This window comes from Thermoanaerobacter wiegelii Rt8.B1 (assembly GCF_000147695.2).
In the GTDB taxonomy this organism is placed as follows: domain Bacteria; phylum Bacillota; class Thermoanaerobacteria; order Thermoanaerobacterales; family Thermoanaerobacteraceae; genus Thermoanaerobacter; species Thermoanaerobacter ethanolicus.
The window spans coordinates 1,894,032-1,919,168 of record NC_015958.1 but is presented as its reverse complement, the minus strand read 5'-3'; the positions used below and the strand labels follow the sequence as shown (position 1 = coordinate 1,919,168).

The window sequence follows — 25,137 nt, the reverse complement described above, 5'->3', positions numbered from 1 at the left end:
GGATAAACATATATACTAAAAAACTTGAATGAAAGACAAGCTATTTAATTAAAGAGTGAATATGCTATGTATGAATGAAACATTTTAACATTTAACGCCATTAAAAATAGAAAGAGGGGGAACAATGAAAGAGAAGGCTATTTTGATTATTACGCACGGAAATTTTGGTAAAGAGTTATTAAAGAGCGCTGAATTGATTATGGGAGACCAAAAAGATGTAGTTGCACTTGGACTTAATTTAGGGGATGATGTTGAATCATTACGGATGGACGTCGAAAAAATTGTTAAAGACAACCAAAAAGCGAATAAAGAAACAATTATTCTTGTAGATCTGTTTGGTGGAAGCCCATCAAATAGTGCTTTATCTGTTTCAAAGCAATATGATGTAAAAATTTTGACAGGGGTTAATTTGCCAATGTTGATAGAAATGTTATCATCTAGGGATAATTATGATACAGAAGATTTGATTGAAATAAGCTATAAATCAAGTGTTGATGGAATTAAAAAATTAGGATACAAAATTAGTAAAAAGGAGGAAAATAACTAGAAATGGGAGAAATACTTTTTGCTAGAGTGGATGATAGATTAATTCATGGCCAGGTTATGACTAAATGGTCAAAAGGATTTGGTTGTAATGCTGTTTTTGTAATTGACAATAATCTTGCGAAGGATGAATATATGAAAAGTATTTATTTAATGTCAGCTGCGACATCTAATTTAGCGGTAAAAATACTTGGCGTGGACGAAGCAATCTCGTTATGGAATAATGATAAGTTTGGGAATTACAGAGTTATTTTGCTTTACAAAGATATTGCTACAGTGAAAGAATCTATTACTAAAGGCTTGCCTATAAAAAAGTTGAATGTAGGAGGACTTGCTAAAAGTCCAGAGAAAAAATTTGTGATTCCGAGTGTTAGTTTAAAAAAGGAAGAAGCGGAGATGCTGTGGGAATTGGCAAATAATTTTGATGTCGAGGTATTTTTTCAAACACTTCCAGAAAGCAAAAGAGTTAACTTAGACGCTGCTCTAAAGCTATTTGGAATAAATATGTAAGTTTAGATACAGTGATAGAAAGGGTGATGTTAATGCCAAAGATTATAGATGCAAAAAAATTAATAGAATTAGAAGTAGAAATTTTTAAAAAACGGGTTTTAAAGAGTCAGATGCCAAAATAATAGCGGAGAACCTTATATATTCAGATTTAAGAGGAATAGAATCTCATGGAATATCTAACTTACCTATTTATGTAAAAAGAGCAAAATTAGGCTTGTATAATTTATCAGGTGATATAGATATCTTGAATTTAGATAAAGATATACCATTATTATTGATAGATGGTAAAAATAACATGGGACAGGTGGCTGCATATAAAGCGGTGGAACCTTTAGTAAATAAAGCAAAGAAAAGTGGGATTGCAGCAGCATTTATAGGGAATACAAACCATTGTGGTTCATTAGGGTATTATGGAAATATGATAGCAAATAATGACTGCATCTTTATAGGTATGACAAATGCTCCTGCATCAATGGCACCATGGGGTGGGAAAGTCAAATTTGTTGGGACAAATCCTTTATGTATTACAATTCCGTATAACGGCCAAGTAATAAATTTAGATATGGCAACTTCTACTGTAGCAAAAGGAAAAATTTATGTTGCATTGTCTAAAGGTGACAAAATACCAGATAATTGGGCTTTTGATGCAAATGGGAAGCCTACAACTGACCCTCAAGAAGCTTTAAAAGGAACACTATATCCGTTAGGGGGATATAAAGGATTTGGACTAGCAATGTTGATTGATATTATATCCGGTTTACTAACAGGTTCGTCATGGGGACCGGAGGTAGGATCACTTCATAACACATTAGATCGTGGTCAGGATGTAGGAATAGTATTTATAGCAATTAATATTACTGATCTAATGCCAATAAAAGAATATAATGAGAAAATTAATTGTTATATTGAAAAAATGAAATCTGTTCCAAGGTCAGATGATAATATTGAAATTATGTTTCCAGGTGAACCAGAACTAAGAAAGATGGAAGAGCGTTTGAAAAACGGAATTCCGATAAACGACAAAACGTATGAAGAAGTAATAGAGTTGGCAAAAGAGTATAATATAAATTTTGAAGTGTAAGGTAAAGTGAGTAGCAAATGTAAAGTTGACTAAATCGTGGTGGGTTAACAAAGGGCAATCCTATAGGAATTACAATTAAAGTAAAACAAAATATGTTATATTTTTAACGTAAATTATGTGTCTTGGTATTATAAAAAAACTATAACATGGGTGGTTCGAGATGAGAAAAAAGATATTAATAACACCAAGATCTTTTGGCAAGACAAGTAATGTTCCATTTGAAATGCTAAAAAAATACGATTATGAAATTATAAGAAATGAATCAGGGAAACCATATGAAGAATCTGAATTGATTAATATTATAAAAGATATAGATGGTATTATTGTAGGTTTAGACAAAATTACAAGTAATGTATTAAAAAACGCAAAAAAGCTAAAAGTTATAACAAAGTATGGAGTTGGGATGGATAATATAGATATTGAAGAAGCTGAGAAGTTAGGAATAAAAATCACTTTTACTCCTGGTGCGAACAAAGAATCTGTAGCAGATTTAGCCTTTTCTCTGATGCTGTGCTTAAGCAGAAATGTTATTAAGTTGGATAATATAGTGAGGAGCAATAAATGGGAAAAGATAGTTGGTTATGAGGTGTATGGTAAAACTTTAGGAATCGTTGGTACAGGGAGTATTGGCAAGGGCGTTGCCAAAAGAGCCGCAGGTTTTGACATGAAAATATTAGCTTATGATAAATACCCTGATTATGATTTTGCAGATAAAATAGGCATGAAATATGTTGACAAAAAAACGCTATTGGAAGAATCAGATTTTATAACATTGCATATACCGTTAAGTGATGAAACATATCACTTTATAGATGAAGAAGAATTTAATATTATGAAAAATACGGCATATATAATTAATACTTCTCGGGGTGGAATTATAAACGAGAATGCATTATATAACGCTTTAAAAAACAAAAAAATAGCAGGGGCAGCATTAGATGCTTTTGAAGAAGAGCCACCACTAAATAGCAAATTGTTTGAATTAGATAATGTAATTTTATCACCTCATTGTGGAGCGTCTACTAAAGAAGCTACAGACAGGATGGGAATTATGGCGGTAGAAGGGCTTATCAGTGTGTTAGAAGGTATGGAACCTAAATATCTTTATAAGAAATAAAAATTAAGAGGAGGATGCGAAATGAAAAAGCAGGAAATAATTGAAAAACTTAAACAACTTAAAATAACAGCTGTAATTAGAAATAGCGATATAAACACAATGTTTTCTTTAGCTGATGCCTTAAAAAAAGGTGGTATTGAAGCATTAGAAATAACTGTTGAAACTCCTGGTGCTTTAGATGTAATTAAAGAATTAAATAAAGAAAATAAATATTTTGTTGGAGCTGGAACAGTATTAGATGGAGAAACAGCGAGGGCTGCTATTATAGCTGGTGCGAAGTTTATATTCACACCAGTTATGAGACTTGATGTAATAAAATTGTGCAATAGGTATGGTATACCTGTAATTCCCGGTGCTACAACACCCACAGAAATTTTAACAGGTTATGAGGCAGGAGCAGATTTCATTAAAGTTTTCCCTGCGGGTGTATTTGGACCTCAATATTTAAAAGAAATTTTAGGACCACTTAAACATATACCTATTTTTGTAACGGGAGGAATTAATAAAAATAATATTAAAGATTTTATTTTAGCAGGTGCAACAGGTGTATCATTAGGTGGAGCATTAGTAGATAAAGATCTTATAGCAAAAGGCATGTTTGACAAAATAACCGAAAGAGCCAGGGAATTTGTAAATTTAGTAAATCAAGTTTAAATTTACGTTGGTAAGTAAAATTAGGTATACAATGCTTAATTTTACTTACCATATTTAATTTAATAAATGGGGGATTTAAAATGGAGAGGGGAAAGAAACGATAGAAAGAGCATTTGCAAGATTTTATCCAATATTTATCAAATTTATTCAAAAACAACGAAGACCCCACTTTTTGTATGAGTTAAAAATGGAGTTTGTCTTAAAACTGAAGTGCAGAGATTTCCTCTGCACTTTTAAAATATATTTTTCAAATCAATTTTTAAGTCATCGAATATCACCGATTTTAATACCTCATCTTTTGAAAAATTAATTGGTTCACCGTATACGCCGTCTTGCAAACTAAATATCTGAATTTCTTGGTTTTTTGGTGATACTATCCAGTATTCTTTTATTCTAAACCTCATATATAAATCCATTTTTATGATATAATCTTTTGATGCTGTGGAAGGAGATAGTATCTCCACCACAAGTTCAGGTACTCCAGTATAGTTATTTTCAGTGAGTCCTTTTTCATCACAAATAACAGTTATATCTGGCTGTACTTTGTGCTTTTCTTGGTCATTTTGTAGTATAACATCTAAAGGGGCAACAAAATGTTTGCACTTTTTATCTATAAAATATATTCCAAATTCTGTCGATAAGTTCGTTAAAATTCTTTGGTGTGCCACTGAAGGGGCGGATAACAAATATATTTCGCCGTTTATGAATTCGAGCATTTCATCAGTTTTAGAGTCTATTTCTTCGAATTCTTCATAAGTAATTTTTTTGTTTTTAGGTATTATATTTTCCATTATATCATCCCCATTTACTACGTTCTAAATATATTTTAGCACATTTTTCAATATTAACAATTATTCATTACCTTTATAAAAATATCTAAAAAACTTTTTATAAACTAGAAGGAATTTTTAAATATGTGTCGAATATAAAATAAAAAGAGGTTAATTAAAATAATAAACAAACTCTTTTAAATGTTTTTCATTGCATGTGAATGTCATGTTTTAATAAATCTGCTGTTTTAACAAAGTCATTGTATACTGTAGATTTCTTTTTTATTACAGACTTAATTAAAAAATATAATAAAGTCACTGGAGGATATATTATGGATTCCAGAGAGGTAGCATTACACATCGAGCGGCTTATAAAGTTTGCACTTAAAAAAGGCTTGATAGAGGAATTAGATGTGATTCCAAGCCGCAATGCACTTATGGATTTATTTAAAATAGAAAAACCTTATGAAGGTGAGGTTTCTGAGGAGGAATTAGAAAGCCCTTCTCCTATTTTAAACAAATTATTGGACTATGCGGTGGAGATAGGCCTTATTGAGGATACTGTTACCTATAGAGATTTAATGGATGCAAGAATTATGGGGCTTTTAATGCCAAGAGAATCAGAAGTTGTAAAAAAGTTTAATACCATTGCCTCTGAAAAGGGGATTGAAAAAGCCACAGAGTATTTTTACAAATTATCTCAAGCCTCCAATTACATCAGGATGGATAGAACTTCGCAAAATTTATATTGGCGTACTCCCACAGAATACGGTTCTTTAGAAATCACTATAAATCTTTCTAAGCCAGAAAAAGATCCAAAAGAAATTGAGGCGGCAAAGAAAATTCCTCAGTCAGGATATCCAAAGTGCCTTTTATGCATTGAAAATGTAGGTTTTGCGGGAAATTTAAATCATCCAGCAAGGCAAAACTTAAGAATAATCCCAGTAAAAGTTGCGGGAGAGCAATGGTATTTCCAGTATTCACCTTATGTATATTACAATGAGCACTGCATTTTACTTCATGAAGAGCACATTCCAATGAAAATATCAGAAAAAACTTTTGTGAGGCTTTTTGATTTTATTGAGCAATTTCCCCATTATTTTATGGGCTCCAATGCGGATTTGCCAATTGTGGGAGGCTCAATTTTATCCCATGAACATTTTCAAGGGGGAAGGCACATTTTTCCAATGGAAGAGGCTTCTATAGAAGAATACTTTATACATCCTCAATATCCTAACATTAAAGCAGGAATAGTCAAATGGCCTATGTCTGCCATTCGCCTTTCAAGTAAAGACAGGGATAAACTAATAGAGCTTTCTTCACATATATTGAATACCTGGAAGGACTACAGTGATGAATCATGTGACATATTGGCATATACTAAAAAGAATGGGGAACTCATCCCTCACAATACGATTACACCAATTGCGAGGATTAATAAAGATGGTGAATTTGAAATAGACCTTGTTCTACGAAATAACAGGACAACAGATAAATATCCCTATGGAATTTTTCACCCTCATGAAGAACTTCATCACATAAAAAAGGAAAATATCGGACTTATAGAAGTCATGGGGTTAGCAGTTTTGCCAGGCAGGTTAAAATTTGAGCTGGATGAGATAATGAAATTTTTAACAGGCGAACAAAAATTTGATCCAACTTTGTATGATAAGGATCATCCTTTATATAAACACATTCCATGGGTGGAAGAATTGCTTTTAAAATATGGCAATAAATGCACCAAAGAGGAGGCAGAAAGCTATATAAAGCAAGAAGTTGGGAACAAATTTTTGCAAGTTCTCTTTGATGCAGGAGTGTTTAAAAGAGATAAAAAAGGAAAAGAAGCCTTTGAAAGATTTATGAAAGAAGTAGGCTTTGAAAAAATAGATATGAAAGGAGATTTGGAATGAAAACTGCTGTAATTGAAGCACTTGAAAAATTCTATGGTAAAAATGATGCTGAAATACGGGTTTTCTATGCTCCGGGGCGAGTGAATCTCATTGGAGAGCATACAGATTACAATGGAGGCTATGTTTTTCCCTGTGCTCTTGACTTTGGAACATATGCTGCGATTAGAAAGAGAAATGACAAAAAAGTCTTTATGGCTTCTTTAAATTTTGATTTAAAGGTGGAGTTAGATATTGACAATATAATTTACGATAAAAGTCACGATTGGGCAAATTACCCTAAAGGAGTTTTGCAAGTATTGCAGGATGAGGGATATACCTTTTCAGGATTTGAAATTGTATTTGAAGGCGATATTCCAAACGGCGCTGGGCTTTCTTCTTCTGCATCAATTGAGGTTGTCACTGCTGTGGCGATAAATGAAGTTTTCAACTTGAATATTGACCGGATAGAATTAGTTAAAATGTGTCAAAGAGCTGAAAATACTTTTGTGGGAGTAAACTGCGGCATAATGGATCAATTTGCTGTTGGAATGGGAAAAAAAGATCATGCTATCCTTTTAAAAAGCGATACATTAGAGTATTCTTACGTGCCTTTGAAATTAGAGGATTATAAAATTTTGATAACAAATACAAATAAAAGAAGAGGACTATTGGATTCAAAATACAATGAAAGAAGAAGTGAATGTGAAAAAGCACTTTTCTACCTTCAAAAGGCTTTGCCAATACACAATCTTTCAGAGATTTCAATTGAACAGTTTGAAGAATACAAACATTTAATACCGGAGGAAGTGCTTATAAAAAGGGCAAGACATGTTATAACAGAAAACCAGAGGGTGTTGGAGGCTGTTAAGGCACTTAATGATAAAGACTTAATCAAATTTGGAAAATTAATGGTTGAATCTCACAATTCTCTAAGAGATGATTACGAAGTTACAGGGAAAGAACTGGACACATTAGTAGAAGAAGCGTTAAAATTAAAGGGAGTAATAGGTTCCCGTATGACAGGAGCAGGTTTTGGAGGATGTACTGTAAGCATTGTCAAAGAGGAGGCAGTACCAGAGTTTGTAGAAGTGGTTTCTAAAAATTACAAACAAAAAATTGGGTATGAGCCTACAGTTTATATAACTGGTATAGGCGAAGGGGCAAGAGAAATTGATTTAACAAAGGAGTGGTAGAATGGCAATTCTTGTATGTGGTGGAGCAGGATACATTGGAAGTCACACAGTGGTAGCACTTCTTAGAAGGAAAGAAGAAGTTGTAATTATAGACAATCTCATAACAGGCCATAAAGAGTCTGTTTTAGGTGGGAAGTTGTATATAGGGGATTTAAAAGATGAAGTTTTTTTAGACAAAGTATTTACAGAAAATGAAATTGAAGCAGTAATTGACTTTGCGGCATTTTCTCTTGTGGGAGAAAGTGTTTCTGAGCCTTTTAAGTATTATGAAAATAATGTCTGTGGTACTCTTAGCCTTTTAAAAGCAATGAAAAAACACAATGTTGGAAAAATTGTATTTTCCTCTACTGCTGCAGTATACGGAGAACCAGAAAGGATTCCTATAAAAGAAGAAGATAAAACCAATCCTACTAGTCCTTACGGTGAAACTAAATTGGCAGTTGAAAAAATGCTTAAATGGGCAGATGTAGCTTATGGAATTAAATATGTTGCACTGAGGTACTTCAACGTTGCAGGTGCTATTGAAACAGGTGAAATTGGAGAGGACCATTCCACAGAGACCCATCTCATACCGATTATACTTCAAGTTGCATTAGGGAAAAGAGAAAAAATTATGATTTACGGTGATGATTATCCTACAAAGGATGGAACCTGTATAAGAGATTATATCCATGTGATGGACCTTGCTGATGCTCACATACGTGCACTGGATAAATTGAGAAAAGATAATGAAAGTGCAATTTATAACCTGGGAAATGGAGAAGGATTTAGTGTAAAAGAAGTTATTGAAGTTGCAAGAAAAGTGACAGGACATCCTATTCCTGCAGAGGTCACAGGGCGCCGCCCTGGAGACCCCGCAGTACTTGTAGCTTCCTCAGAAAAAATTACAAAGGAATTGGGATGGACTCCTAAATACACTTCTTTAGAAGAAATAATTGAAAGTGCGTGGGAATGGCACAAAAATCATCCACAAGGATTTGGAAGAAAATGAAAGAAGGGATGTAGATGGAAAACTTGATACCTGTTAGCTATAAATTATTAAAAGGAATGAATGAATCGCTTATTTTAAATATTATAAGAAAAATGGGGCCAATATCCAGAGCAGACATTGCAAAAGAGACAAATTTAACTCCTCCAACTGTAACTAACATTGTAAACAAACTTATTGAAGAAAGAGTAGTTGTTGAATATAAAGTTGGAGAATCAAACGGTGGCAGGCCTCCTGTGCTTATCAAAATAAATCCGGAATTTATGACAATTATTATTGTTCACATAAGTACCAATAATTTGCATGAATATACTCTTGATGCTGAACTTAACAGAAAAAATGGGCAAAAGCATTCTATAAAAGGTTTAAAAGAAGAAGAAGTATTGGAACTATTGATGTCTACTCTTGATAAAGCGATAAAAGAATCTTCAGCCAATGTATCAGGAATAGGAATTGTTGTAAGAGGTCCTGTTAAAACAAAAGAAGGTATTTCTGTATTTGCGCCTAATATAGGTTGGAGAAACGTACCTTTAAAAGCATTGGTAGAAGAAAAATTTGGCATACCTACCTATGTCATGAATGACGTGAGGGCTATGGCATGGGGAGAATTTCAAATGGGAAAAGCTAAAGATGTTGAAAACATGATATTTTTAAAAGTTGGATATGGTATAGGATCAGCCATAGTAATAAATGGGAAATTATACACAGGTATTAACGATAGTGCAGGAGAAATAGGACATACCACAATTGATGTAGCAGGTCCTCAGTGTAGTTGTGGTAATTATGGCTGTTTTGAGGCTTTAGCTTCAGAAAGAGCTCTTGTAAATTTGGTTGTTAAATCTATCAAAGAAGGAAATGATTCTATTGTATACCAGATGGCAGAAGGGATGCTTGAGAGCGTCACACCAGAAATGATTTACGAGGCTGCAAAAATGAATGATGTGTTGGCTATTAATGCATTAAATACCATAGGAAGGTATTTAGGGATAGGTATTGCAAACATAATAAATTCTTTTAACCCTGAACTTATTTTAATAGGAGGTGGAATTGTACAAGGACGTGAGTTTTTTGAAGATATAATGAGAGAAACTGCTAAAAGGAAAGCTTTTGAAAATTCCTATTCTGCCTGCAGAATAGATTTTGCTGAATTAGTGGATAATGCTACATTGATTGGTGCCGCCAATATGGTTATGGATGAAGTTTTGTAAAAGGAGGATAACTATGGCAATAAAAATTGAAAAAATAAATTTTTCGGGATGGGAAAACAGTATTAAATTGTCAAATGGAATTATTGATGTTGTTGCTACAACTGATATAGGACCCAGAATTGTTAGATTTGGTTTTGAAAATGATGTAAACGAATTTAATTTGGACCCTAAAACTATTGGCTTAAAAGGAGGTGACGAATACAGATATTATGGCGGCCATAGACTGTGGCATAGCCCCGAAGACAGAAAAAGGACATATGTACCAGACAATGATGAAGTTGATTGGAAGGAAATTGAAAATGGAATAAGGCTTATTCAAAAGCCAGAGAAATGGGTCAACACGCAAAAACAAATTGATATAATATTAAATCCTAATGAAGGTAAAGTAAAGCTAATACACAGAATAACTAATCTTGGTGCATGGCCTATTGAACTTTCAGCATGGACAATAACAGTATTAAACACAGGAGGAATAGAAATAATACCTCAGCCAAACAAAGATACAGATTTACTTCCAAATAGGCAAATTGTACTCTGGCCTTATTCTAAGATGAATGACGAAAGAGTGTACTGGGGAGAAAAATACATTGCATTAAGGCAAAATCCTAACAATAAAAATCCTTTCAAATTAGGAATTAATAACGAAGCTGGTTGGGCTGCTTATGCCAGAGGAAGACATTTATTCCTTAAAAGATATTACCCACAACAAAATTTGATATATCCTGATTTTGGTGTATCTTTTGAAACATACACAAATGATTGGATGCTTGAAATAGAAACATTGAGTCCATTTACAAAATTGCAACCAGGTGAAACTGTTGAACACATTGAAGAATGGGAACTTTATGACAATGTAAGTGTGAAAGATGTAAATGAGGATTTGTTTGATGAAATTGCAAAAAAATATTGTGAGAGGTAAAATTTGGGCAACAAAAAGTTTATAAAAATTTTTAATAAATTACGTTTTAGAAGAAGGAATTTTTAAGTTCATGTCGAATATATAATATAGGAGTTAGTTAAAATAAAAAATAAACTTGCGCACATAGAAGCAAGAAACTGTTTAATATGTTGATATAATGATACAAATTTTATGTAAAGTATACAAAGCAAATAAAAATGTTTTAAATAAGTCAATAAATCAGGAAAGATTTTCGAGGATATGCCAAATATATTATATTAAAATAATTAATAAAGTCTGCATAGTATTCAATTAACTCAAAAACTCGAAGTTATTGTAACATTTGACAACGTTATCTATAAATTTTATCATCATAATCTAGTCCAAGATGAAAGAGGGTGAGACATTTTTAAAGACGACTTTATATTAATGTGTGAAGATAAAATTATCTAAAGGAGGAAAGTTTATGAAAAAGTTTGTTGCTTATGTTATTTCAGGCATATTTCTGCTGACAATTCTTTTGACAGGATGTGGAAGTTCGAGCAGTTCAACTTCTTCTAAAAATTCTGCTCAACAATCGAATACCACAACTTCTAGTACAAAAAAGATTACTGTATGGGCTTGGGATCCAAATTTTAATATTGCCATAATGAATGATGCGAAAGCAATTTATACTAAAGAACATCCCGATGTTCAAATCGATGTAGTAGAAATGGCGAAAGGCGATTTGGAACAAAAATTAAATACGGTTCTAGCATCTGGTGTTAAAGAGGGTTTGCCGGATATAGTATTAATAGAAGATTATAATGCACAGAAATACCTGCAAGCATATCCAGGCGCATTTGCGGATTTAACAGATAAAATTGATTATAGCAAATTTGCAAAATATAAAGTTGAACTCATGACTCTTAATGGGAAAATTTACGGTGTTCCATTTGATTCAGGAGTAGCTGGATTTTTCTACAGAAGAGATATATTAGAGCAAGCAGGATATAAGGCGGAAGATTTAAATAATATAACATGGGATCAATTTATAGAAATAGGCAAAAAAGTGAAAGAGAAAACAGGGAAATATATGCTTGGTTTTGATCCTGCTGATGGTGGGTTAATGAGAATAATGCTTCAGTCTGCTGGAGAATGGTATTTTGACAAAGATGGGAAACCTAATTTTACAAATAATCCTGCATTAAAAGAAGCAGTAATAACCTACAAAAAGTTACTAGATTCGGGTATAGTAAAAAAGGTAAGTGGATGGAATGAATGGGTTGCTGCGTTTAACAAAGGAGATACAGCTGCAGTTGTTACGGGCGTTTGGATTATTGGCTCAATTAAAGCGGAATCAAGCCAAAGTGGAAAATGGGGACTTGCTCCCGTGCCACGTTTAAACATTAGTAGCTCAGTTAATGCTTCTAATCTTGGAGGTTCAAGCTGGTATGTGATTAATAGTTCTAAAAATAAAGATGTCGCAATAGATTTTCTTAAAGAAATATATGCGGGAAATAACGATTTTTACCAAAAAATACTTGTAGAACGAGGAGCATTTGCTACTTATTTGCCTGCTCAGACAGGAAATGCTTACTCTGCACCTGATCCATTTTTCGGTAATCAAAAAATATATTCAGATTTATCGGAATATATGAAAAAAATTCCTCCAGTAAATTATGGTGTATACACATATGAAGCAGATTCAGCAATCATGGGTATAATGCCGGATGTATATTCAGGAAAAATATCTGTGGATGATGCTTTGAAAAAGGCAGAAGAACAATTGAAAAATCAGATTAACCAATAAATAATTACCTAGATTTAAAAATGGAATGAGGAATAGCAATTAGCTTTAATTGCTATTCCTCGGATTAAATAAGGGGTGAAATAATTTATGGTTGGAAATGAAGCACAAACTCCGTTAAAAAGCAAAAATGTTAGTTATGAAAGAATTTTAAACAGATATGGATGGGGCTTTACATTTTTCGCATTAATATTGCTTATAACTTTTCTATTTTATCCAATAATTTATTCTTTATATCTTTCAACTATGTCTTCTAGAGGTATTGTACAAAAATTTGTTGGATTAAATAATTATTTAAGACTTTTTAACGACCAAATGTTTTTGATAGCTTTGAAAAATACTTTTACGATTTTAATAATACAAGTGCCTATAATGCTCTTTTTAGCATTAGTCCTTGCCAACATTCTTAATGATAAAAGTATTAAATTTCGAAGTTTTTTTAGAACAGGTATATTTTTACCTGCAGTTACTTCACTTGTTGCATATGCTGTTTTATTCAAAATGATGTTTAGCTTGGATGGTTTTATAAATACAAGTTTGATAAATTTACATATAATAAAAGAACCTATTCCTTGGTTATTGGATCCTTTTTGGGCAAAAGTTACACTTATTATAGCGATGACATGGAGATGGACAGGGTATAATATGGTTTTTTATCTATCAGGGTTACAAAATATTCCATATGAGATATATGAATCGGCAGAAATAGATGGAGCAAATAAAATACAGCAATTTTTTTATATAACTATCCCGATGCTTAAACCTATTATTGTTTTCACAACTATCATGTCAACGATAGGAACTTTACAATTATTTGATGAACCTATGAATCTTTCAAGTGGTGGTGTAACGGCTTCTAGCATAGGTCCAGGGAATTCGTTACTTACGTTATCTGTGTATATTTATAATCTTGCATTCAAATATATGCCCAATTTTGGATATGCTGCTGCTGTATCTTATATCATAGTATTTTTTGCTGCTATACTTACTGTTATTCAATTTAAAGTGGCAGGTGAGAGAAGTTGAAATCAAAAAATTTTTTATTCACAATTATCATATACGTTTTTTTAGTTACAATGTTTATAATTTCTGTATTTCCGTTTTACTGGATGATAGTAGGGATGACAAATAGTGCTGTTGATGTGATAAAGGGGAAAATGACTTTTGGTGATCAATTAATTCATAATTTCATAACTCTCAATACGTCATACAATTTAGGCAGAATATTATTAAATTCAATAAAAATATCAGGTCTAACTGTGATTGGTACTTTAATAGTAGCATCGATGGCAGCATATGGGTTTGAAATATATAGTTCCAAACGCCGCGAAATTGTTTATGGAATAATACTTTTAACAATGATGGTACCATTGGCAGCACTTATGGTTCCTTTATTTAGATTGATCGTGGAACTCAAACTTTTAAATACCCATGCTGGAGTTATTTTGCCAAGTATTGCATCAGTCTTTATAATATTCTTTTTCAGACAAAGTTTCAAATCTTTTCCTAAAGAAATCATAGAGGCAGCGCGTGTTGATGGTGCAAGTGAAATAAGAACCTTTTTTTCTATAGTGGTACCATCAATGAAATCTACTTATGCTGCAGCAGCAATTTTTTCTTTTACAACAAGTTGGAATTCTTATTTATGGCCACTTATAGTGCTTCAAACAGATAATCAAAAAACAATGACTCTTTTGATATCAAACTTGTCATCTGCATATTTTCCTGAGTATGGAGTTATTATGACCGCAATTGTAATAGCTACATTACCTACCCTAATTATATTTTTTGCACTACAGAAATATTTCGTGCAAGGTATGACTGGAGCTGTCAAACAATAAAATGCTCAATTTTAAACTGGTCTTGATTTTTTACAGAAAGGAGGGAATGGCTTTTACCCAACCAAAATGGCTATATATTATGATGAAAAAACAAAAACGTTTCACCTTGTAGCAAAGGATACAAGTTATGTAGTATATGTGAGTACTTATGGTCGTCTGTTTCATGTTTATTTTGGCAAAAGGATAAAAGATGAAAGTACTATTCATTTAAGTTCTGAAGTAGAAAAAGTATATGTAGCAGTTGTGGAGCAAAGGAGAAATTTTTCATTTGAGGTAATGCCTCAAGAATATCCTGCGTATGGCAATACTGATTTTAGAAGTCCTGCGTATCAAATTCAGCTTGAAAATGGTTCTACTATTTCTGATTTAAGATACCTATCTCACAAGATCTATAAAGGTAAACCTAAATTAGAAGGGCTTCCGGCTACTTATGTTGAAAATGAAGATGAAGCTGATACTCTTGAAATAGAGTTATATGATAAAGTAGCAAATTTAAAAGTAAATTTAATTTACACGGCATTTAGAGATTATGATGTTATCACAAGGTCAGTGAGATTTGAAAACATGGGAAAAGAAGACATAAAATTGTTAAGAGCTTTGTCTATGAATGTTGATTTTAGTGATGATAAGTTTGACATGCTTCAATTGTCAGGGGCTTGGGCGAGAGAAAGACATGTTATAAGAAGACCACTTACTCTTGGAGTTCAGTCTATTGAAAGCAGAAGAGGTGCAAGCAGCCATCAGCAAAATCCTTTTATAGCACTTTTAAGGAAAGACGCTGATGAATGGCATGGAGATGTGTATGGATTTAGCCTTGTTTACAGTGGCAATTTCTTGGCACAAGTAGAAGTGGATCAATATAAGATGGCGAGAGTCTCTATGGGAATTAATCCATTTGATTTTTCATGGCTTTTAAAACCAGGTGAAACATTTCAAACACCAGAAGTCGTTATGGTTTATTCGGATAGTGGCTTAAATAAAATGTCAAATACCTATCACAAACTGTACAGAAATAGACTTATGAGAAGTAAATTTAAGGACAAAGAAAGACCAATTCTTATAAACAATTGGGAAGCCACTTATTTTGATTTTACCGAAGAAAAACTTAAAGAACTTGCTAAAGAAGCTAAAGATTTGGGTATTGAATTGTTTGTTCTTGACGATGGATGGTTTGGAAAGAGAAATTCTGACAATTCTTCACTGGGAGATTGGTTTGTAAATAAAGAAAAGATTCCAAGTGGTTTGGATGGCCTTGCAAAAGGGATAAATTCTTTAGGTTTAAAATTTGGATTATGGATGGAACCAGAAATGGTGTCTCCTGATAGTGACCTCTATAGAGAGCATCCCGATTGGTGTATACATGTACCTAATAGGCCGAGAAGTGAAAGCAGAAATCAACTTGTATTGGACTTATCACGAAAAGATGTACAAGATTATATTATAAAAGTAGTGTCAGATATTTTGGAAAGCGCCAACATAAGTTATGTAAAATGGGATATGAATAGAAATATGACAGAGATAGGCTCTGCACTTTTGCCTCCTGAAAGACAAAGAGAAACTGCTCACAGATATATTCTTGGACTTTACAGAATATTAGAAGAAATAACGACAAGGTTTCCTGATGTTTTGTTTGAAAGTTGTGCTGGTGGTGGCGGTCGTTTTGACCCTGGAATGCTTTATTATATGCCCCAGACTTGGACTAGTGATGATACAGATGCAATTGAAAGACTTAAAATACAGTATGGTACAAGTATAGTTTATCCTCTTATTTCCATGGGAAGCCACATATCTGCTGTACCAAATCATCAAGTTAACAGAATTACGCCGTTAAAAATACGTGCACATGTAGCAATGTCAGCTAATTTTGGCTTTGAACTTGATTTGGCAAAATTGAGCAGTGAAGAAAAAGAGGAAATAAAGAAGTATGTTGAGAAGTATAAAGAGATTAGGAAACTGGTGCAATTTGGAGATTTTTATCGATTGTTAAGTCCCTTTGAAGGGAATGAAACTGCTTGGTTGATTGTTTCTGAGGATAAAAGAGAATTTTTGCTCTATTATTTTAGAGTTTTGGGAGGAGCAAATGAACCTATTAAAAGACTTTATCTAAAGGGAATAAAACCAGATTTCAATTATGTTTTAGAAGATGATAATAGTGTATATTGTGGTGATGAGTTAATGTATGCAGGAATAATACTTCCAGAACTTAAAGGAGATTTTCAGAGCATTATGATGCATTTTAAGGAGGAGAGTATTAAAGATGGGTAGAGAAGTATTGAATTTTAATGTAGATTGGCTATATATTCCTGAAGACTTAAATGATGCATATAAATTTGATTTTGATGAGAGCAATTTTGAAGTTGTTAGTCTTCCTCATGCAAACAAAACATTTCCTCACCACTATTTTAAAGAAGAAGACTACAGGTTTGTTTCATGGTACAGAAAACACTTTAAAGTAGATGAGAGATACAAAGGGAAAAAGGTTTATATTCATTTTGAAGGTGTTATGACTGTTGCGAAGGTTTATGTAAATGGCGAATTCGTAGGAGAACATAAAGGAGGATATACTCCTTTTGAATTTGACATTACAGAATATGTCAAATATGGCAATTTTGAAAATTTAATTGCTGTACAAGTGGATTCAAGAGAACGTAAAGATATTCCTCCGGAAGGTCATCTTGTAGATTATATGTTGTTTGGTGGAATATACAGAAATGTATGGCTGAAAATTTTAAATGATACCCATATAAAAGATGTTTATTTTGTTGTTGATAAATTGCAAGATTCTGTTGCGGAAATTTCAATTACTACAACCATCGAAGGTAAAGAGGTAAGGAATGCAAAAATATTGACAGAGGTTATAAATAAAGAAGGTGTTGTGTGTTCATCTTCGGTTACTGATGTTAAAGACATGCAAAAGGAGATTGTACAGCGAATAAAGATGGAGAATCCATTAACTTGGCATCCAGATCATCCGTATTTATATAATGTGTCTGTAAAACTTGTTGCAGAGAATGAAATTTTAGATAATTATACTTTTAGAACAGGAATAAGGACAGTTGAATTTAGAGATGACGGCAAATTTTATATTAATGGTGAACCTTTAAAATTAAGAGGATTAAACAGACATCAGACTTTTCCTTATGTTGGCGGTGCTATGCCGGATAGGGTTCAAAAAAAAGATGCAGATATATTAAAGTATGAATTGGGATTAAATTATGTTAGGACGTCACATTATCCGCAGGCTGTTTCATTTTTGGATAGATGTGATGAAATAGGCTTGTTAGTTTTTGAAGAGATACCTGGATGGCAGCATATAGGCGATGAAAATTGGAAAAGTATTGCGAAAGAGAATTTAAAAGAAATGATTTTAAGAGATAGAAATCATCCTTGTATATTTATGTGGGGTGTGCGAATTAATGAGTCTCTTGACGACCATGACTTTTATGTACAAACAAACGAGATAGCGCATAAGTTAGATAGGAGTAGACCAACAGGTGGTGTTAGATATTTAAGAGATAGTGAAAAACTTGAAGATGTATTTACATATAACGACTTTATATACAATTTAGAAGGCAAAATACAACTTCCAAATCACAAAAAGTATATGGTAACAGAATATATGGGTCACATGTATCCGACAAAATCTTATGATAACGTTAATCGACTTATTACTCATGCAAGGTTGCATGCTCTTATCCAAGACAAACAATATGGGATACCAAACATGGCTGGTGCATCAGGATGGTGTGCATTTGATTATAATACCACAAGTGCTTTTGGTTCAGGAGACAATATATGCTATCATGGAGTCTGTGATATATTTAGACTTCCAAAATTTGCAGCTCATTTTTACAGAAGCCAGGCCGATCCTCACTTATATGGGCCCTATGTGTTTATAGCTTCGTACTTAATACCATCATTTAGAGAAGAAAACGGTGACAAATTGCTTGTATTTAGCAATTGTGAAGAAATAGAACTTTATATAAACGATAAGTTTGTAATGAAGCAAATGCCTAATAGAGTTGACTTTCCAAGTCTGCCCTATCCGCCATTCGAATTTTCATTAAATCAACTGGGAGTTAACTATATGGATATGGCGATAAAAGCTAATAATGCTTCTATTACTGCGGTAGGTTTAATAAATGGTAAAGAAGTAGCAAGGCATACATTAAGGACATATGGAAAACCCAATAAATTAATTCTCTCTTGTGATGATAATGAGATTATGGCAGATGGCGCTGATTGTACAAGGGTTGTTGTAAGTGTTGTAGATGAAAATGGATCTATTCTTCCATATGCTAATATACCAGTATCATTTGAAATAGAAGGTGAAGGAATACTGATTGGGGAAAATCCATTGACATTAGAAGCAGGAAGAGGAGCAGTTTATGTAAAATCAACACGGAAGCCAGGAGAAATTATTCTAAAAGCTAAATCTCATTATGTAGCGGAAGAAAGCAATGTATCTATAAAAACTAAGTCAATAGGATATTAAAAACCCACCCTTTGTGGTGGGCAAATTTTTTAATGTTCTTTTTTACACGTTAAGTTCTTCTGGTTTAAGTTTTAACACAAATTTTAACACGATATAGTAAATTATTCCTATTAAAATCCAGGCAGCGCCAAGAATTTTGGCATGTAGGTTAAGATTTATCCAAACATAGAAAATAACTAAAAATCCCAAAATTGGATATACTAAATGGTTTAATATATTCTTTGAATACTGCTTTATAACAAAGTATGTTATAACTGTAATATGCAAAACTAAAAATGAAGTTAATGCACCAAAATTTATAACAGAAGTCAGATCAGCTATTTTATCACTATAAATGATTACAAGAATAGCAGAAAGTACAGCGATTGCGATTGTTGCTATATAAGGAGTTTTATATTTCGGATGGACTTTTGACAAAAATTCAGGCAAGTTTTTGTCTCTAGCCATGCTGAACAGCACTCTTGAAACTGCAGCCTATGCTGCTAGTGAATTGGCTATTCCCCAAGCAAAAGCTGTTGCTAAAGAAGTAGTGAGCATAAGCCATTTTCCGCCTGCACGGTTAGCAACCTCATAAAAAGCAACATCGAGATTAGAAAAAGTTCTATAGTCAGGCCATATCATTGATGCTATCCATGTCTGAAGTATAAAGAGTGTGCCGGCGAATAAAAGCGCTAATACAGTTGCTCTTCCTACGGTTTTTTTCCCTCCTACAGTTTCTTCTGCAAGGGTGCTTATTCCATCAAATCCAAGAAAACTTAAAACTGCGATAGAGACAGCGCTCATTACAAGGCTTAAGCTAAAATTTTGGGGGTCATAAAAAGCTTTAAATGAAAATTTTGCTCCGCCAACGCCATGGGAAATTGCAAAAGCTCCAACAGCAATGAATACAGCTAATACTAAAAGTTCAAGTATTAATACAATTTTATTAAACTTAGCAGTAACTTCAATTCCTACAATATTGATTATTGTATTTATTACAATAAATGCTAGTGCCCATACTATGACAGGGACAGAAGGAAATATTCCATTCAAAGCGGCTGCACTGACAACATAAAGGAGCGCAGGTACTAATAAATAATCCAATAAAATGACCCATCCGGTAAAAAAACCGATAACTTTATTCAAACCTTGAGTTGCATATGAATAAACAGAGCCAGCAATCGGAAAAGCTTCAGACATTGACGCATAGCTAAAAGCAGTAAATATCATTCCCACTATTCCAATTGCATAGGCAAGTGCGACCATTCCTTTTGAGATATCAGCGACAAACCCATAAATACCAAAAGGTGCAATAGGAACCATAAATATAAGTCCGTATATTATTAAATCCCAAATTATCAAACTTCTTTTTAGTTCTTGCTTATATCCAAAACTTTCTAATGAGGTATCGTTTTTGTTTTCCATATCTTTTTCCTCCTCTAAAATGCTATTCCGTAACTATCTAATACCCAGTTTGGCAAAGAAAAGCGCACAGTTTTAAGTGGATCTACTACTTGTGAAATCTGTACATTTCCTGCTATGCTAAAAAGTGTAGCTATCTCTTCTATTGATAATTTAGTAAAGCTTCGGAATAGTTTTGCCATATCGTGAACTGCTACTTTTACTGCTTCATCTAAAGATTCATTTGATACTATTGTTGCTGTTACATCTTTTGTTTTTACTATTGGGTTAGAAAGTTTGAAGTTCTTCAAAACTCTAAACTCTACGGTAACAGAACCTGCCACTTCTACACCTGATACTCCTACTTCTCCATCTCCCATTGCAGCATGTAAGTCTCCCAAAGCGAACAATGCACCCTCTACGAATACTGGCAAGTAAAGTTTTGCGCCTTCACCAATAAGTGTTGTGTCCATGTTTCCACCATGAGAACCTGGTGTTCCACAGTTTATATTACCTTCTTTTGGTGAAACCCCTATTACTCCTATCATAGGTTTAATTGGCAGAGAAACTTTTTCGTTAAAAATAACGTTCCCATCTTTTATATAAACTACTCTGGAATACAGTTCCTCCATTAAATCTCCCAATACCCCTAAATCTTTACCTGTTGCTACTACTCCTTTATCTGCTATTTCAATTTTTTTAATTGTAATTTCCAAAACATTTCCTTCTTTTGCACCTTCAACATAAATAGGGCCTGTTGCAGGGTTTACCTTGTTCCAATCCATTGATTCGAGCTTATCTTCATTTGACTTGATTTGATTTGAAAAGCAATCTAATGTTTCAATCTCTACTTCATCGCCTTCTTTTACAAATAGTACAGGTTTATTATCTTTTGAAAAAATAAATATATGATTTTCGCTTGATATTTTGTAATGCATTAACACGACTCCCCTTTCGCATTTGTGGTGATTTTAATTTTCAATTTTGCAATTTGCAATAACCCCTTCTTTCTTTGGACATATTGCTTTCAAAAACTTTTATTTTCTAATTGAGAATATTATACTATCCCAAAATTCATTTTTGAAGTTAAAAATTTTTAAGAAAGACTAAATTTTTAAGTATTTCCTGCAAACGCGAAATGAATGATTAAGTAGATTTGATAAATGGTTAAATCTTCTATATTGACAGGTTTTTCTTGAATAAATATAATTAAAAATAAATAAGTAGATGGGTAAGAGACGGAAAGAACATAAATAAGTGTTTAAAATGACTGTAAGGGTTCATATTTATGGAATTAAATCGGAGAGGAGAATTAATTATGAAGCGATTGTATTTGTTAATTATTGCAGTAATTACATTTAGCATCATTTCTTCAGGTTGTTCTAATTCAAATTCACAAGAAAATCTGTACACAGGCACAATAGAAGCCACAACCGTATATGTACAATCAGAAGTTTCTGGTCGTATCACTGATTTATATGTAAAAGAAGGAGAAGAAATTAAAAAAGGAGATAAAATAGCTTTAATAGATGTAAGTCAATACAAGGAGCAGGCTAGAATTGCCAAAGCCAATTTAGAGATAGCTAAACTAAAATATGACCAGATTAAAAATGGGCCTAAAAATCAAGCGGATATAGCAAAATTAAATGTAGACGAGGCTCAAGCAAATTATGATTTAGCAAACCTTATGATTGAAAAGGGTACAATAACTTCTCCGATTGATGGTATTATAACTAATATTTACATTAATGCTGGAGAAATAGCAATGGCAGGAGGAAATATTGCACAAATATCTGATTTAAGCAATCTTTTTGTAAAGATTTATATACCAGAGAAATATTTATACAAGGTTTCTTTAAACCAGGAAGTAAGTATAAAAGTAGATTCTATAAAAGATTCAATTAAAGGAAAGATTACTTATATTTCATCAAACGGCGAATTCACTCCCAAAAATACTGTGACAAAATCATCGAAAGAAGATGTAGTATACCAAGTAAAAGTTCAAGTCCTCGATCACGTAAAGGATTTAAAACCTGGAATGCTGGCAGATGTAATTATCAATGAATAGAAGGTGGAGCTATGAAATATGTTATAAATTTAAGAGAATTGACAAAGCGATTTGGCAATATAACTGCTGTAGACAAGCTTACGTTACAAGTTCCACCTCATAAAATATTCGGCCTCTTAGGTCCAAATGGTTCAGGAAAATCCACGACAATACGAATGATTTGCGGTATTTTAAAGCCCACATCAGGAGAAGGAAAAGTATTAGGTTATGATATTGAAAAAGAAAGTGAAAAAATAAAAAAATCTATAGGGTATATGTCTCAAAAGTTTAGCCTTTACGAAGATTTAACTGTTATTGAAAATTTAAATTTTTATGCGAGTGTTTATGGACTTAATAAGAAAGAAACAAAGGAGAAAATTAAGCAGATTGTTGAATTGATGGGACTTCTTGGTAGAGAAAAACAGATGGTTTTTGCGCTATCAGGTGGATTAAAACAACGTCTTGCCTTAGGTTGTGCTATATTGCACAGTCCTAAGTTGTTAATTCTTGATGAACCTACATCAGGAGTTGATCCCTTATCAAGAAGGATGTTTTGGGACATTATAAAAAGCCTTGCTAATGATGGCATGTCAATTTTAGTAACTACTCATTACATGGAAGAAGCAGAAATATGTGATCTGACGGCATTTATATTTAATGGAAAATTGATGGCTTTTGGTACGCCTTCTGATATAAAAAAGGCTAATAATCTTGAGTCACTTGAAGATGTTTTTATTAAATATGTAAGGATGATGAATAATGAATAAAACTAGGCTTTTTGCAATTATTAAAAAAGAAATTATACATATAAAAAGAGACAGGATAAGTTTAATCATTTCCTTTATTATGCCTATAACAATGCTTTTGCTTTTTGGTTATGCTGTTGCGACAGAAGTTGAACATATACCTATGGCAGTTTTTGACCAAAGCAAGACATATGAAAGCAGAAGCTACATTGAAGCCTACAAAAATTCTCTGTATTTTAATCCAGATTTTTATGTAAGTAGTATAGATGAGTTAAATCGGTTGCTGGATGAAGGAAAAGTAAAAGCAGGTCTTATCATACCTCCGGATTTTTCACAGTACAAAGTTAAAACCGTACGACCGTTACTTAAAATTGACGGGTCTGATCCTACAACAGCAAGGACTGCTTTATCAAGTGGTATTATGGTATCTCAAATGTTTTCAAGCAATATTGTGCAAAAAGAATTGAAAGTCAAAGGCATGAAAATGCCTTCCATTGGAATAGACCTTTCTACAAAAGTAGAATACAATCCAGAACTCAACACGCAAGTGTTTACAATTCCGGGGCTTTTAGGTCTTATCATGCAAAACATCACCATAATATTGACGGCTTTTACACTTGTGAGAGAAAAAGAAAGGGGTACAATAGAACAATTGATTGTAACCCCTATAAAATCTTCAGAACTAATGCTTGGGAAACTTTTACCTTACATTCTAATTGGTTACACAGATTTTTTAATGGTTTTAGGACTTAGCATGTATTGGTTTGGTGTTCCTGTAAGAGGGAATATGTATTTATTACTACTTCTCGGACTTGATTTTATAACCTGTGCTCTTGCAATAGGAATACTTATTTCAACAGTTGCACAGACTCAAACGCAAGCAATGCAAGGAGCATTTTTTGTGCTGCTTCCCACTATAATATTGTCAGGCTTTATATTTCCGAGGGAACAAATGCCTACTGTCATAAGAGCAATTGGAGATATTTTTCCACTTACATATTTTCTAGTTATTTTGAGAGGGATAATAATAAAGGGAATTGATGCTTCTCTTCTTGTACATCAAATAGTGATAATTACTCTTATGTCAGTTTTTCTTTTGACAGTGGCCATGTTGAGATTTAGAAAGAGACTGGACTAATTTGAAAGAGTATTTATTACGAAGAAAGTTTTTATGATAAAATTAACATAGGAAAAAAGTATTTTAAAATTTTTTAGCAAAGGAAGGATTTTTATGAAAGGGACTTGCTATTTTTGTAAGAAGGAATTTGAAAAATCTTCAATATTGAGGCATATTCTTTCATGTAAGAGTATGAAAGAGTATTTTTCAAAACTGTCAGATAAAGAAGGGATAAAAGAAAAGGAAGTTTTTATTTTAAGCGTATATCCTAAATATGATTCATCACTTTATTGGCTATATGTTTCTGTGGATACAAAAGCCACCTTAAGAGATATTGACAAGTTTTTGCGTGATTTTTGGCTTGAATGTTGTGGACATTTGAGCCAATTTAAAATTGATGGGGAAATATATGATATAGATCCGAAAGGGTGGTTAGATGAACCTTTCTTTTTTGGGCCAAAACCGAAAAGTATGAACTATAAATTAGAAAATGTTATAACGGAAAATATGAAATTTGACTATAAGTATGACTTTGGTTCAACCACTTACTTGGAATTGAAAGTTTTAAAAAGACAATTACTTCCACAGAAAAAGAAAATAGTTGTTTTGGCACAAAATATTGCCCCGATTTACTATTGCGATAATTGTCAAGAAAAAGCTAAATATTTTTGCTATGAATGTGGAGAATTTTTGTGTGAAAATTGTATAGAAGAACATTTATATCATGAGGAAATGATAGAGAAAATTGCGAATGGCATTGCAAATTCTCCTCGTAATGGCGTTTGTGGATATGGCTTTCAAGATATGTCTTCTATGATGAAAAAATATTTACCTACGGAGTAGATGCTGAAATATGGTTTAATCATATAAT

General features: G+C 32.8%; 21 protein-coding genes and 1 pseudogene. 19 read left to right on the top strand and 3 right to left on the bottom strand.

Annotated elements, in window-relative coordinates:
• The first annotated feature begins 124 nt into the window (after positions 1 to 124).
• From THEWI_RS09480 to THEWI_RS09460, 5 genes are all read left to right on the top strand, one after another.
• Positions 125 to 547 (top strand): PTS sugar transporter subunit IIA, encoded by a 423-nt coding sequence (locus THEWI_RS09480; RefSeq protein WP_003866638.1) that lies wholly within the window; start codon positions 125 to 127, stop codon positions 545 to 547.
• Positions 548 to 549: 2 nt separating this feature from the next.
• Positions 550 to 1,053: a PTS sugar transporter subunit IIB gene (locus THEWI_RS09475; RefSeq protein WP_003866639.1), complete on the top strand. Its 504-nt coding sequence runs from the start codon at positions 550 to 552 to the stop codon at positions 1,051 to 1,053.
• Positions 1,054 to 1,171: 118 nt separating this feature from the next.
• Positions 1,172 to 2,134: an Ldh family oxidoreductase gene (locus tag THEWI_RS09470; RefSeq protein WP_341853104.1), complete on the top strand. Its 963-nt coding sequence runs from the start codon at positions 1,172 to 1,174 to the stop codon at positions 2,132 to 2,134.
• Positions 2,135 to 2,294: 160 nt separating this feature from the next.
• Complete coding sequence (locus THEWI_RS09465) at positions 2,295 to 3,251, top strand: phosphoglycerate dehydrogenase (protein ID WP_014063250.1); 957 nt, start codon at positions 2,295 to 2,297, stop codon at positions 3,249 to 3,251.
• A gap of 21 nt (positions 3,252 to 3,272) precedes the next feature.
• The gene (locus THEWI_RS09460; RefSeq protein WP_014063249.1) at positions 3,273 to 3,905 is read left to right on the top strand and encodes a bifunctional 4-hydroxy-2-oxoglutarate aldolase/2-dehydro-3-deoxy-phosphogluconate aldolase; all 633 of its coding nucleotides are present in this window, start codon (positions 3,273 to 3,275) and stop codon (positions 3,903 to 3,905) included.
• Positions 3,906 to 4,138: 233 nt separating this feature from the next.
• Here the strand turns inward: THEWI_RS09460 and THEWI_RS09455 are convergent, their stop codons facing one another.
• On the bottom strand, positions 4,139 to 4,696 hold the full coding sequence (locus THEWI_RS09455; RefSeq protein ID WP_014063248.1) for a Uma2 family endonuclease: 558 nt from the start codon (positions 4,694 to 4,696) through the stop codon (positions 4,139 to 4,141).
• 311 nt (positions 4,697 to 5,007) lie between these two features.
• Between THEWI_RS09455 and THEWI_RS09450 the strand changes: the two genes are divergently transcribed.
• The 10 genes from THEWI_RS09450 to THEWI_RS09405 all read left to right on the top strand — a co-directional run bounded on the left by THEWI_RS09450 (position 5,008) and on the right by THEWI_RS09405 (position 18,976).
• Positions 5,008 to 6,585, top strand: coding sequence for a UDP-glucose--hexose-1-phosphate uridylyltransferase (locus tag THEWI_RS09450; RefSeq protein WP_014063247.1), 1,578 nt, complete (start codon positions 5,008 to 5,010; stop codon positions 6,583 to 6,585).
• On the top strand, positions 6,582 to 7,757 hold the full coding sequence (locus tag THEWI_RS09445; protein ID WP_014063246.1) for a galactokinase: 1,176 nt from the start codon (positions 6,582 to 6,584) through the stop codon (positions 7,755 to 7,757). Before THEWI_RS09450 ends, THEWI_RS09445 begins: the two co-directional genes overlap by 4 nt.
• Position 7,758: 1 nt before the next feature.
• Positions 7,759 to 8,748, top strand: a complete 990-nt coding sequence (gene galE, locus THEWI_RS09440; RefSeq protein ID WP_014063245.1) for a UDP-glucose 4-epimerase GalE — start codon at positions 7,759 to 7,761, stop codon at positions 8,746 to 8,748.
• Positions 8,749 to 8,762: 14 nt separating this feature from the next.
• The gene (gene galR, locus THEWI_RS09435; RefSeq protein ID WP_014063244.1) at positions 8,763 to 9,953 is read left to right on the top strand and encodes a transcriptional regulator GalR; all 1,191 of its coding nucleotides are present in this window, start codon (positions 8,763 to 8,765) and stop codon (positions 9,951 to 9,953) included.
• A 13-nt stretch (positions 9,954 to 9,966) separates the two neighbouring features.
• Positions 9,967 to 10,872, top strand: a complete 906-nt coding sequence (locus THEWI_RS09430; protein WP_014063243.1) for a TTE1925 family mutarotase — start codon at positions 9,967 to 9,969, stop codon at positions 10,870 to 10,872.
• A gap of 445 nt (positions 10,873 to 11,317) precedes the next feature.
• Complete coding sequence (locus tag THEWI_RS09425) at positions 11,318 to 12,643, top strand: ABC transporter substrate-binding protein (protein ID WP_014063242.1); 1,326 nt, start codon at positions 11,318 to 11,320, stop codon at positions 12,641 to 12,643.
• 87 nt (positions 12,644 to 12,730) lie between these two features.
• Positions 12,731 to 13,666 (top strand): carbohydrate ABC transporter permease, encoded by a 936-nt coding sequence (locus tag THEWI_RS09420; RefSeq protein WP_014063241.1) that lies wholly within the window; start codon positions 12,731 to 12,733, stop codon positions 13,664 to 13,666.
• On the top strand, positions 13,663 to 14,481 hold the full coding sequence (locus tag THEWI_RS09415; protein WP_014063240.1) for a carbohydrate ABC transporter permease: 819 nt from the start codon (positions 13,663 to 13,665) through the stop codon (positions 14,479 to 14,481). The genes THEWI_RS09420 and THEWI_RS09415 overlap by 4 nt, the downstream gene beginning before the upstream one ends.
• Positions 14,482 to 14,547: 66 nt before the next feature.
• Positions 14,548 to 16,746, top strand: coding sequence for an alpha-galactosidase (locus tag THEWI_RS09410; RefSeq protein ID WP_014063239.1), 2,199 nt, complete (start codon positions 14,548 to 14,550; stop codon positions 16,744 to 16,746).
• The gene (locus THEWI_RS09405) at positions 16,739 to 18,976 is read left to right on the top strand and encodes a glycoside hydrolase family 2 TIM barrel-domain containing protein (RefSeq protein WP_014063238.1); all 2,238 of its coding nucleotides are present in this window, start codon (positions 16,739 to 16,741) and stop codon (positions 18,974 to 18,976) included. The genes THEWI_RS09410 and THEWI_RS09405 overlap by 8 nt, the downstream gene beginning before the upstream one ends.
• A 42-nt stretch (positions 18,977 to 19,018) precedes the next feature.
• Here THEWI_RS09405 and THEWI_RS09400 read toward each other — a convergent pair.
• A pseudogene (locus THEWI_RS09400) lies at positions 19,019 to 20,278 on the bottom strand (APC family permease).
• Positions 20,279 to 20,394: 116 nt separating this feature from the next.
• On the bottom strand, positions 20,395 to 21,294 hold the full coding sequence (locus THEWI_RS09395; RefSeq protein ID WP_014063237.1) for an acetamidase/formamidase family protein: 900 nt from the start codon (positions 21,292 to 21,294) through the stop codon (positions 20,395 to 20,397).
• A 380-nt stretch (positions 21,295 to 21,674) separates the two neighbouring features.
• Between THEWI_RS09395 and THEWI_RS09390 the strand changes: the two genes are divergently transcribed.
• The 4 genes from THEWI_RS09390 (at position 21,675) to THEWI_RS09375 (ending at position 25,109) form a co-directional block, all read left to right on the top strand.
• Positions 21,675 to 22,424 (top strand): efflux RND transporter periplasmic adaptor subunit, encoded by a 750-nt coding sequence (locus THEWI_RS09390; protein WP_014063236.1) that lies wholly within the window; start codon positions 21,675 to 21,677, stop codon positions 22,422 to 22,424.
• Between the two features lie 11 nt (positions 22,425 to 22,435).
• On the top strand, positions 22,436 to 23,170 hold the full coding sequence (locus tag THEWI_RS09385; RefSeq protein ID WP_014063235.1) for an ABC transporter ATP-binding protein: 735 nt from the start codon (positions 22,436 to 22,438) through the stop codon (positions 23,168 to 23,170).
• On the top strand, positions 23,163 to 24,287 hold the full coding sequence (locus THEWI_RS09380; protein ID WP_014063234.1) for an ABC transporter permease: 1,125 nt from the start codon (positions 23,163 to 23,165) through the stop codon (positions 24,285 to 24,287). The genes THEWI_RS09385 and THEWI_RS09380 overlap by 8 nt, the downstream gene beginning before the upstream one ends.
• Before the next feature lie 93 nt (positions 24,288 to 24,380).
• Positions 24,381 to 25,109, top strand: a complete 729-nt coding sequence (locus THEWI_RS09375; protein ID WP_014063233.1) for a B-box zinc finger protein — start codon at positions 24,381 to 24,383, stop codon at positions 25,107 to 25,109.
• The last annotated feature ends 28 nt before the right edge of the window (positions 25,110 to 25,137 follow it).

Excerpts from the sequence above, each read along its gene's own strand:
- THEWI_RS09480 (WP_003866638.1), top strand. The coding sequence starts at position 125 with ATGAAAGAGAAGGCTATTTTGATTATTACGCACGGAAATTTTGGTAAA.
- THEWI_RS09475 (WP_003866639.1), top strand. The coding sequence starts at position 550 with ATGGGAGAAATACTTTTTGCTAGAGTGGATGATAGATTAATTCATGGC.
- THEWI_RS09465 (WP_014063250.1), top strand. The coding sequence starts at position 2,295 with ATGAGAAAAAAGATATTAATAACACCAAGATCTTTTGGCAAGACAAGT.
- THEWI_RS09460 (WP_014063249.1), top strand. The coding sequence starts at position 3,273 with ATGAAAAAGCAGGAAATAATTGAAAAACTTAAACAACTTAAAATAACA.
- THEWI_RS09455 (WP_014063248.1), bottom strand. The coding sequence starts at position 4,696 with ATGGAAAATATAATACCTAAAAACAAAAAAATTACTTATGAAGAATTC.
- THEWI_RS09450 (WP_014063247.1), top strand. The coding sequence starts at position 5,008 with ATGGATTCCAGAGAGGTAGCATTACACATCGAGCGGCTTATAAAGTTT.
- THEWI_RS09445 (WP_014063246.1), top strand. The coding sequence starts at position 6,582 with ATGAAAACTGCTGTAATTGAAGCACTTGAAAAATTCTATGGTAAAAAT.
- galE (WP_014063245.1), top strand. The coding sequence starts at position 7,759 with ATGGCAATTCTTGTATGTGGTGGAGCAGGATACATTGGAAGTCACACA.
- galR (WP_014063244.1), top strand. The coding sequence starts at position 8,763 with ATGGAAAACTTGATACCTGTTAGCTATAAATTATTAAAAGGAATGAAT.
- THEWI_RS09430 (WP_014063243.1), top strand. The coding sequence starts at position 9,967 with ATGGCAATAAAAATTGAAAAAATAAATTTTTCGGGATGGGAAAACAGT.
- THEWI_RS09425 (WP_014063242.1), top strand. The coding sequence starts at position 11,318 with ATGAAAAAGTTTGTTGCTTATGTTATTTCAGGCATATTTCTGCTGACA.
- THEWI_RS09420 (WP_014063241.1), top strand. The coding sequence starts at position 12,731 with ATGGTTGGAAATGAAGCACAAACTCCGTTAAAAAGCAAAAATGTTAGT.
- THEWI_RS09410 (WP_014063239.1), top strand. The coding sequence starts at position 14,548 with ATGGCTATATATTATGATGAAAAAACAAAAACGTTTCACCTTGTAGCA.
- THEWI_RS09405 (WP_014063238.1), top strand. The coding sequence starts at position 16,739 with ATGGGTAGAGAAGTATTGAATTTTAATGTAGATTGGCTATATATTCCT.
- THEWI_RS09395 (WP_014063237.1), bottom strand. The coding sequence starts at position 21,294 with ATGCATTACAAAATATCAAGCGAAAATCATATATTTATTTTTTCAAAA.
- THEWI_RS09390 (WP_014063236.1), top strand. The coding sequence starts at position 21,675 with ATGAAGCGATTGTATTTGTTAATTATTGCAGTAATTACATTTAGCATC.
- THEWI_RS09385 (WP_014063235.1), top strand. The coding sequence starts at position 22,436 with ATGAAATATGTTATAAATTTAAGAGAATTGACAAAGCGATTTGGCAAT.
- THEWI_RS09380 (WP_014063234.1), top strand. The coding sequence starts at position 23,163 with ATGAATAAAACTAGGCTTTTTGCAATTATTAAAAAAGAAATTATACAT.
- THEWI_RS09375 (WP_014063233.1), top strand. The coding sequence starts at position 24,381 with ATGAAAGGGACTTGCTATTTTTGTAAGAAGGAATTTGAAAAATCTTCA.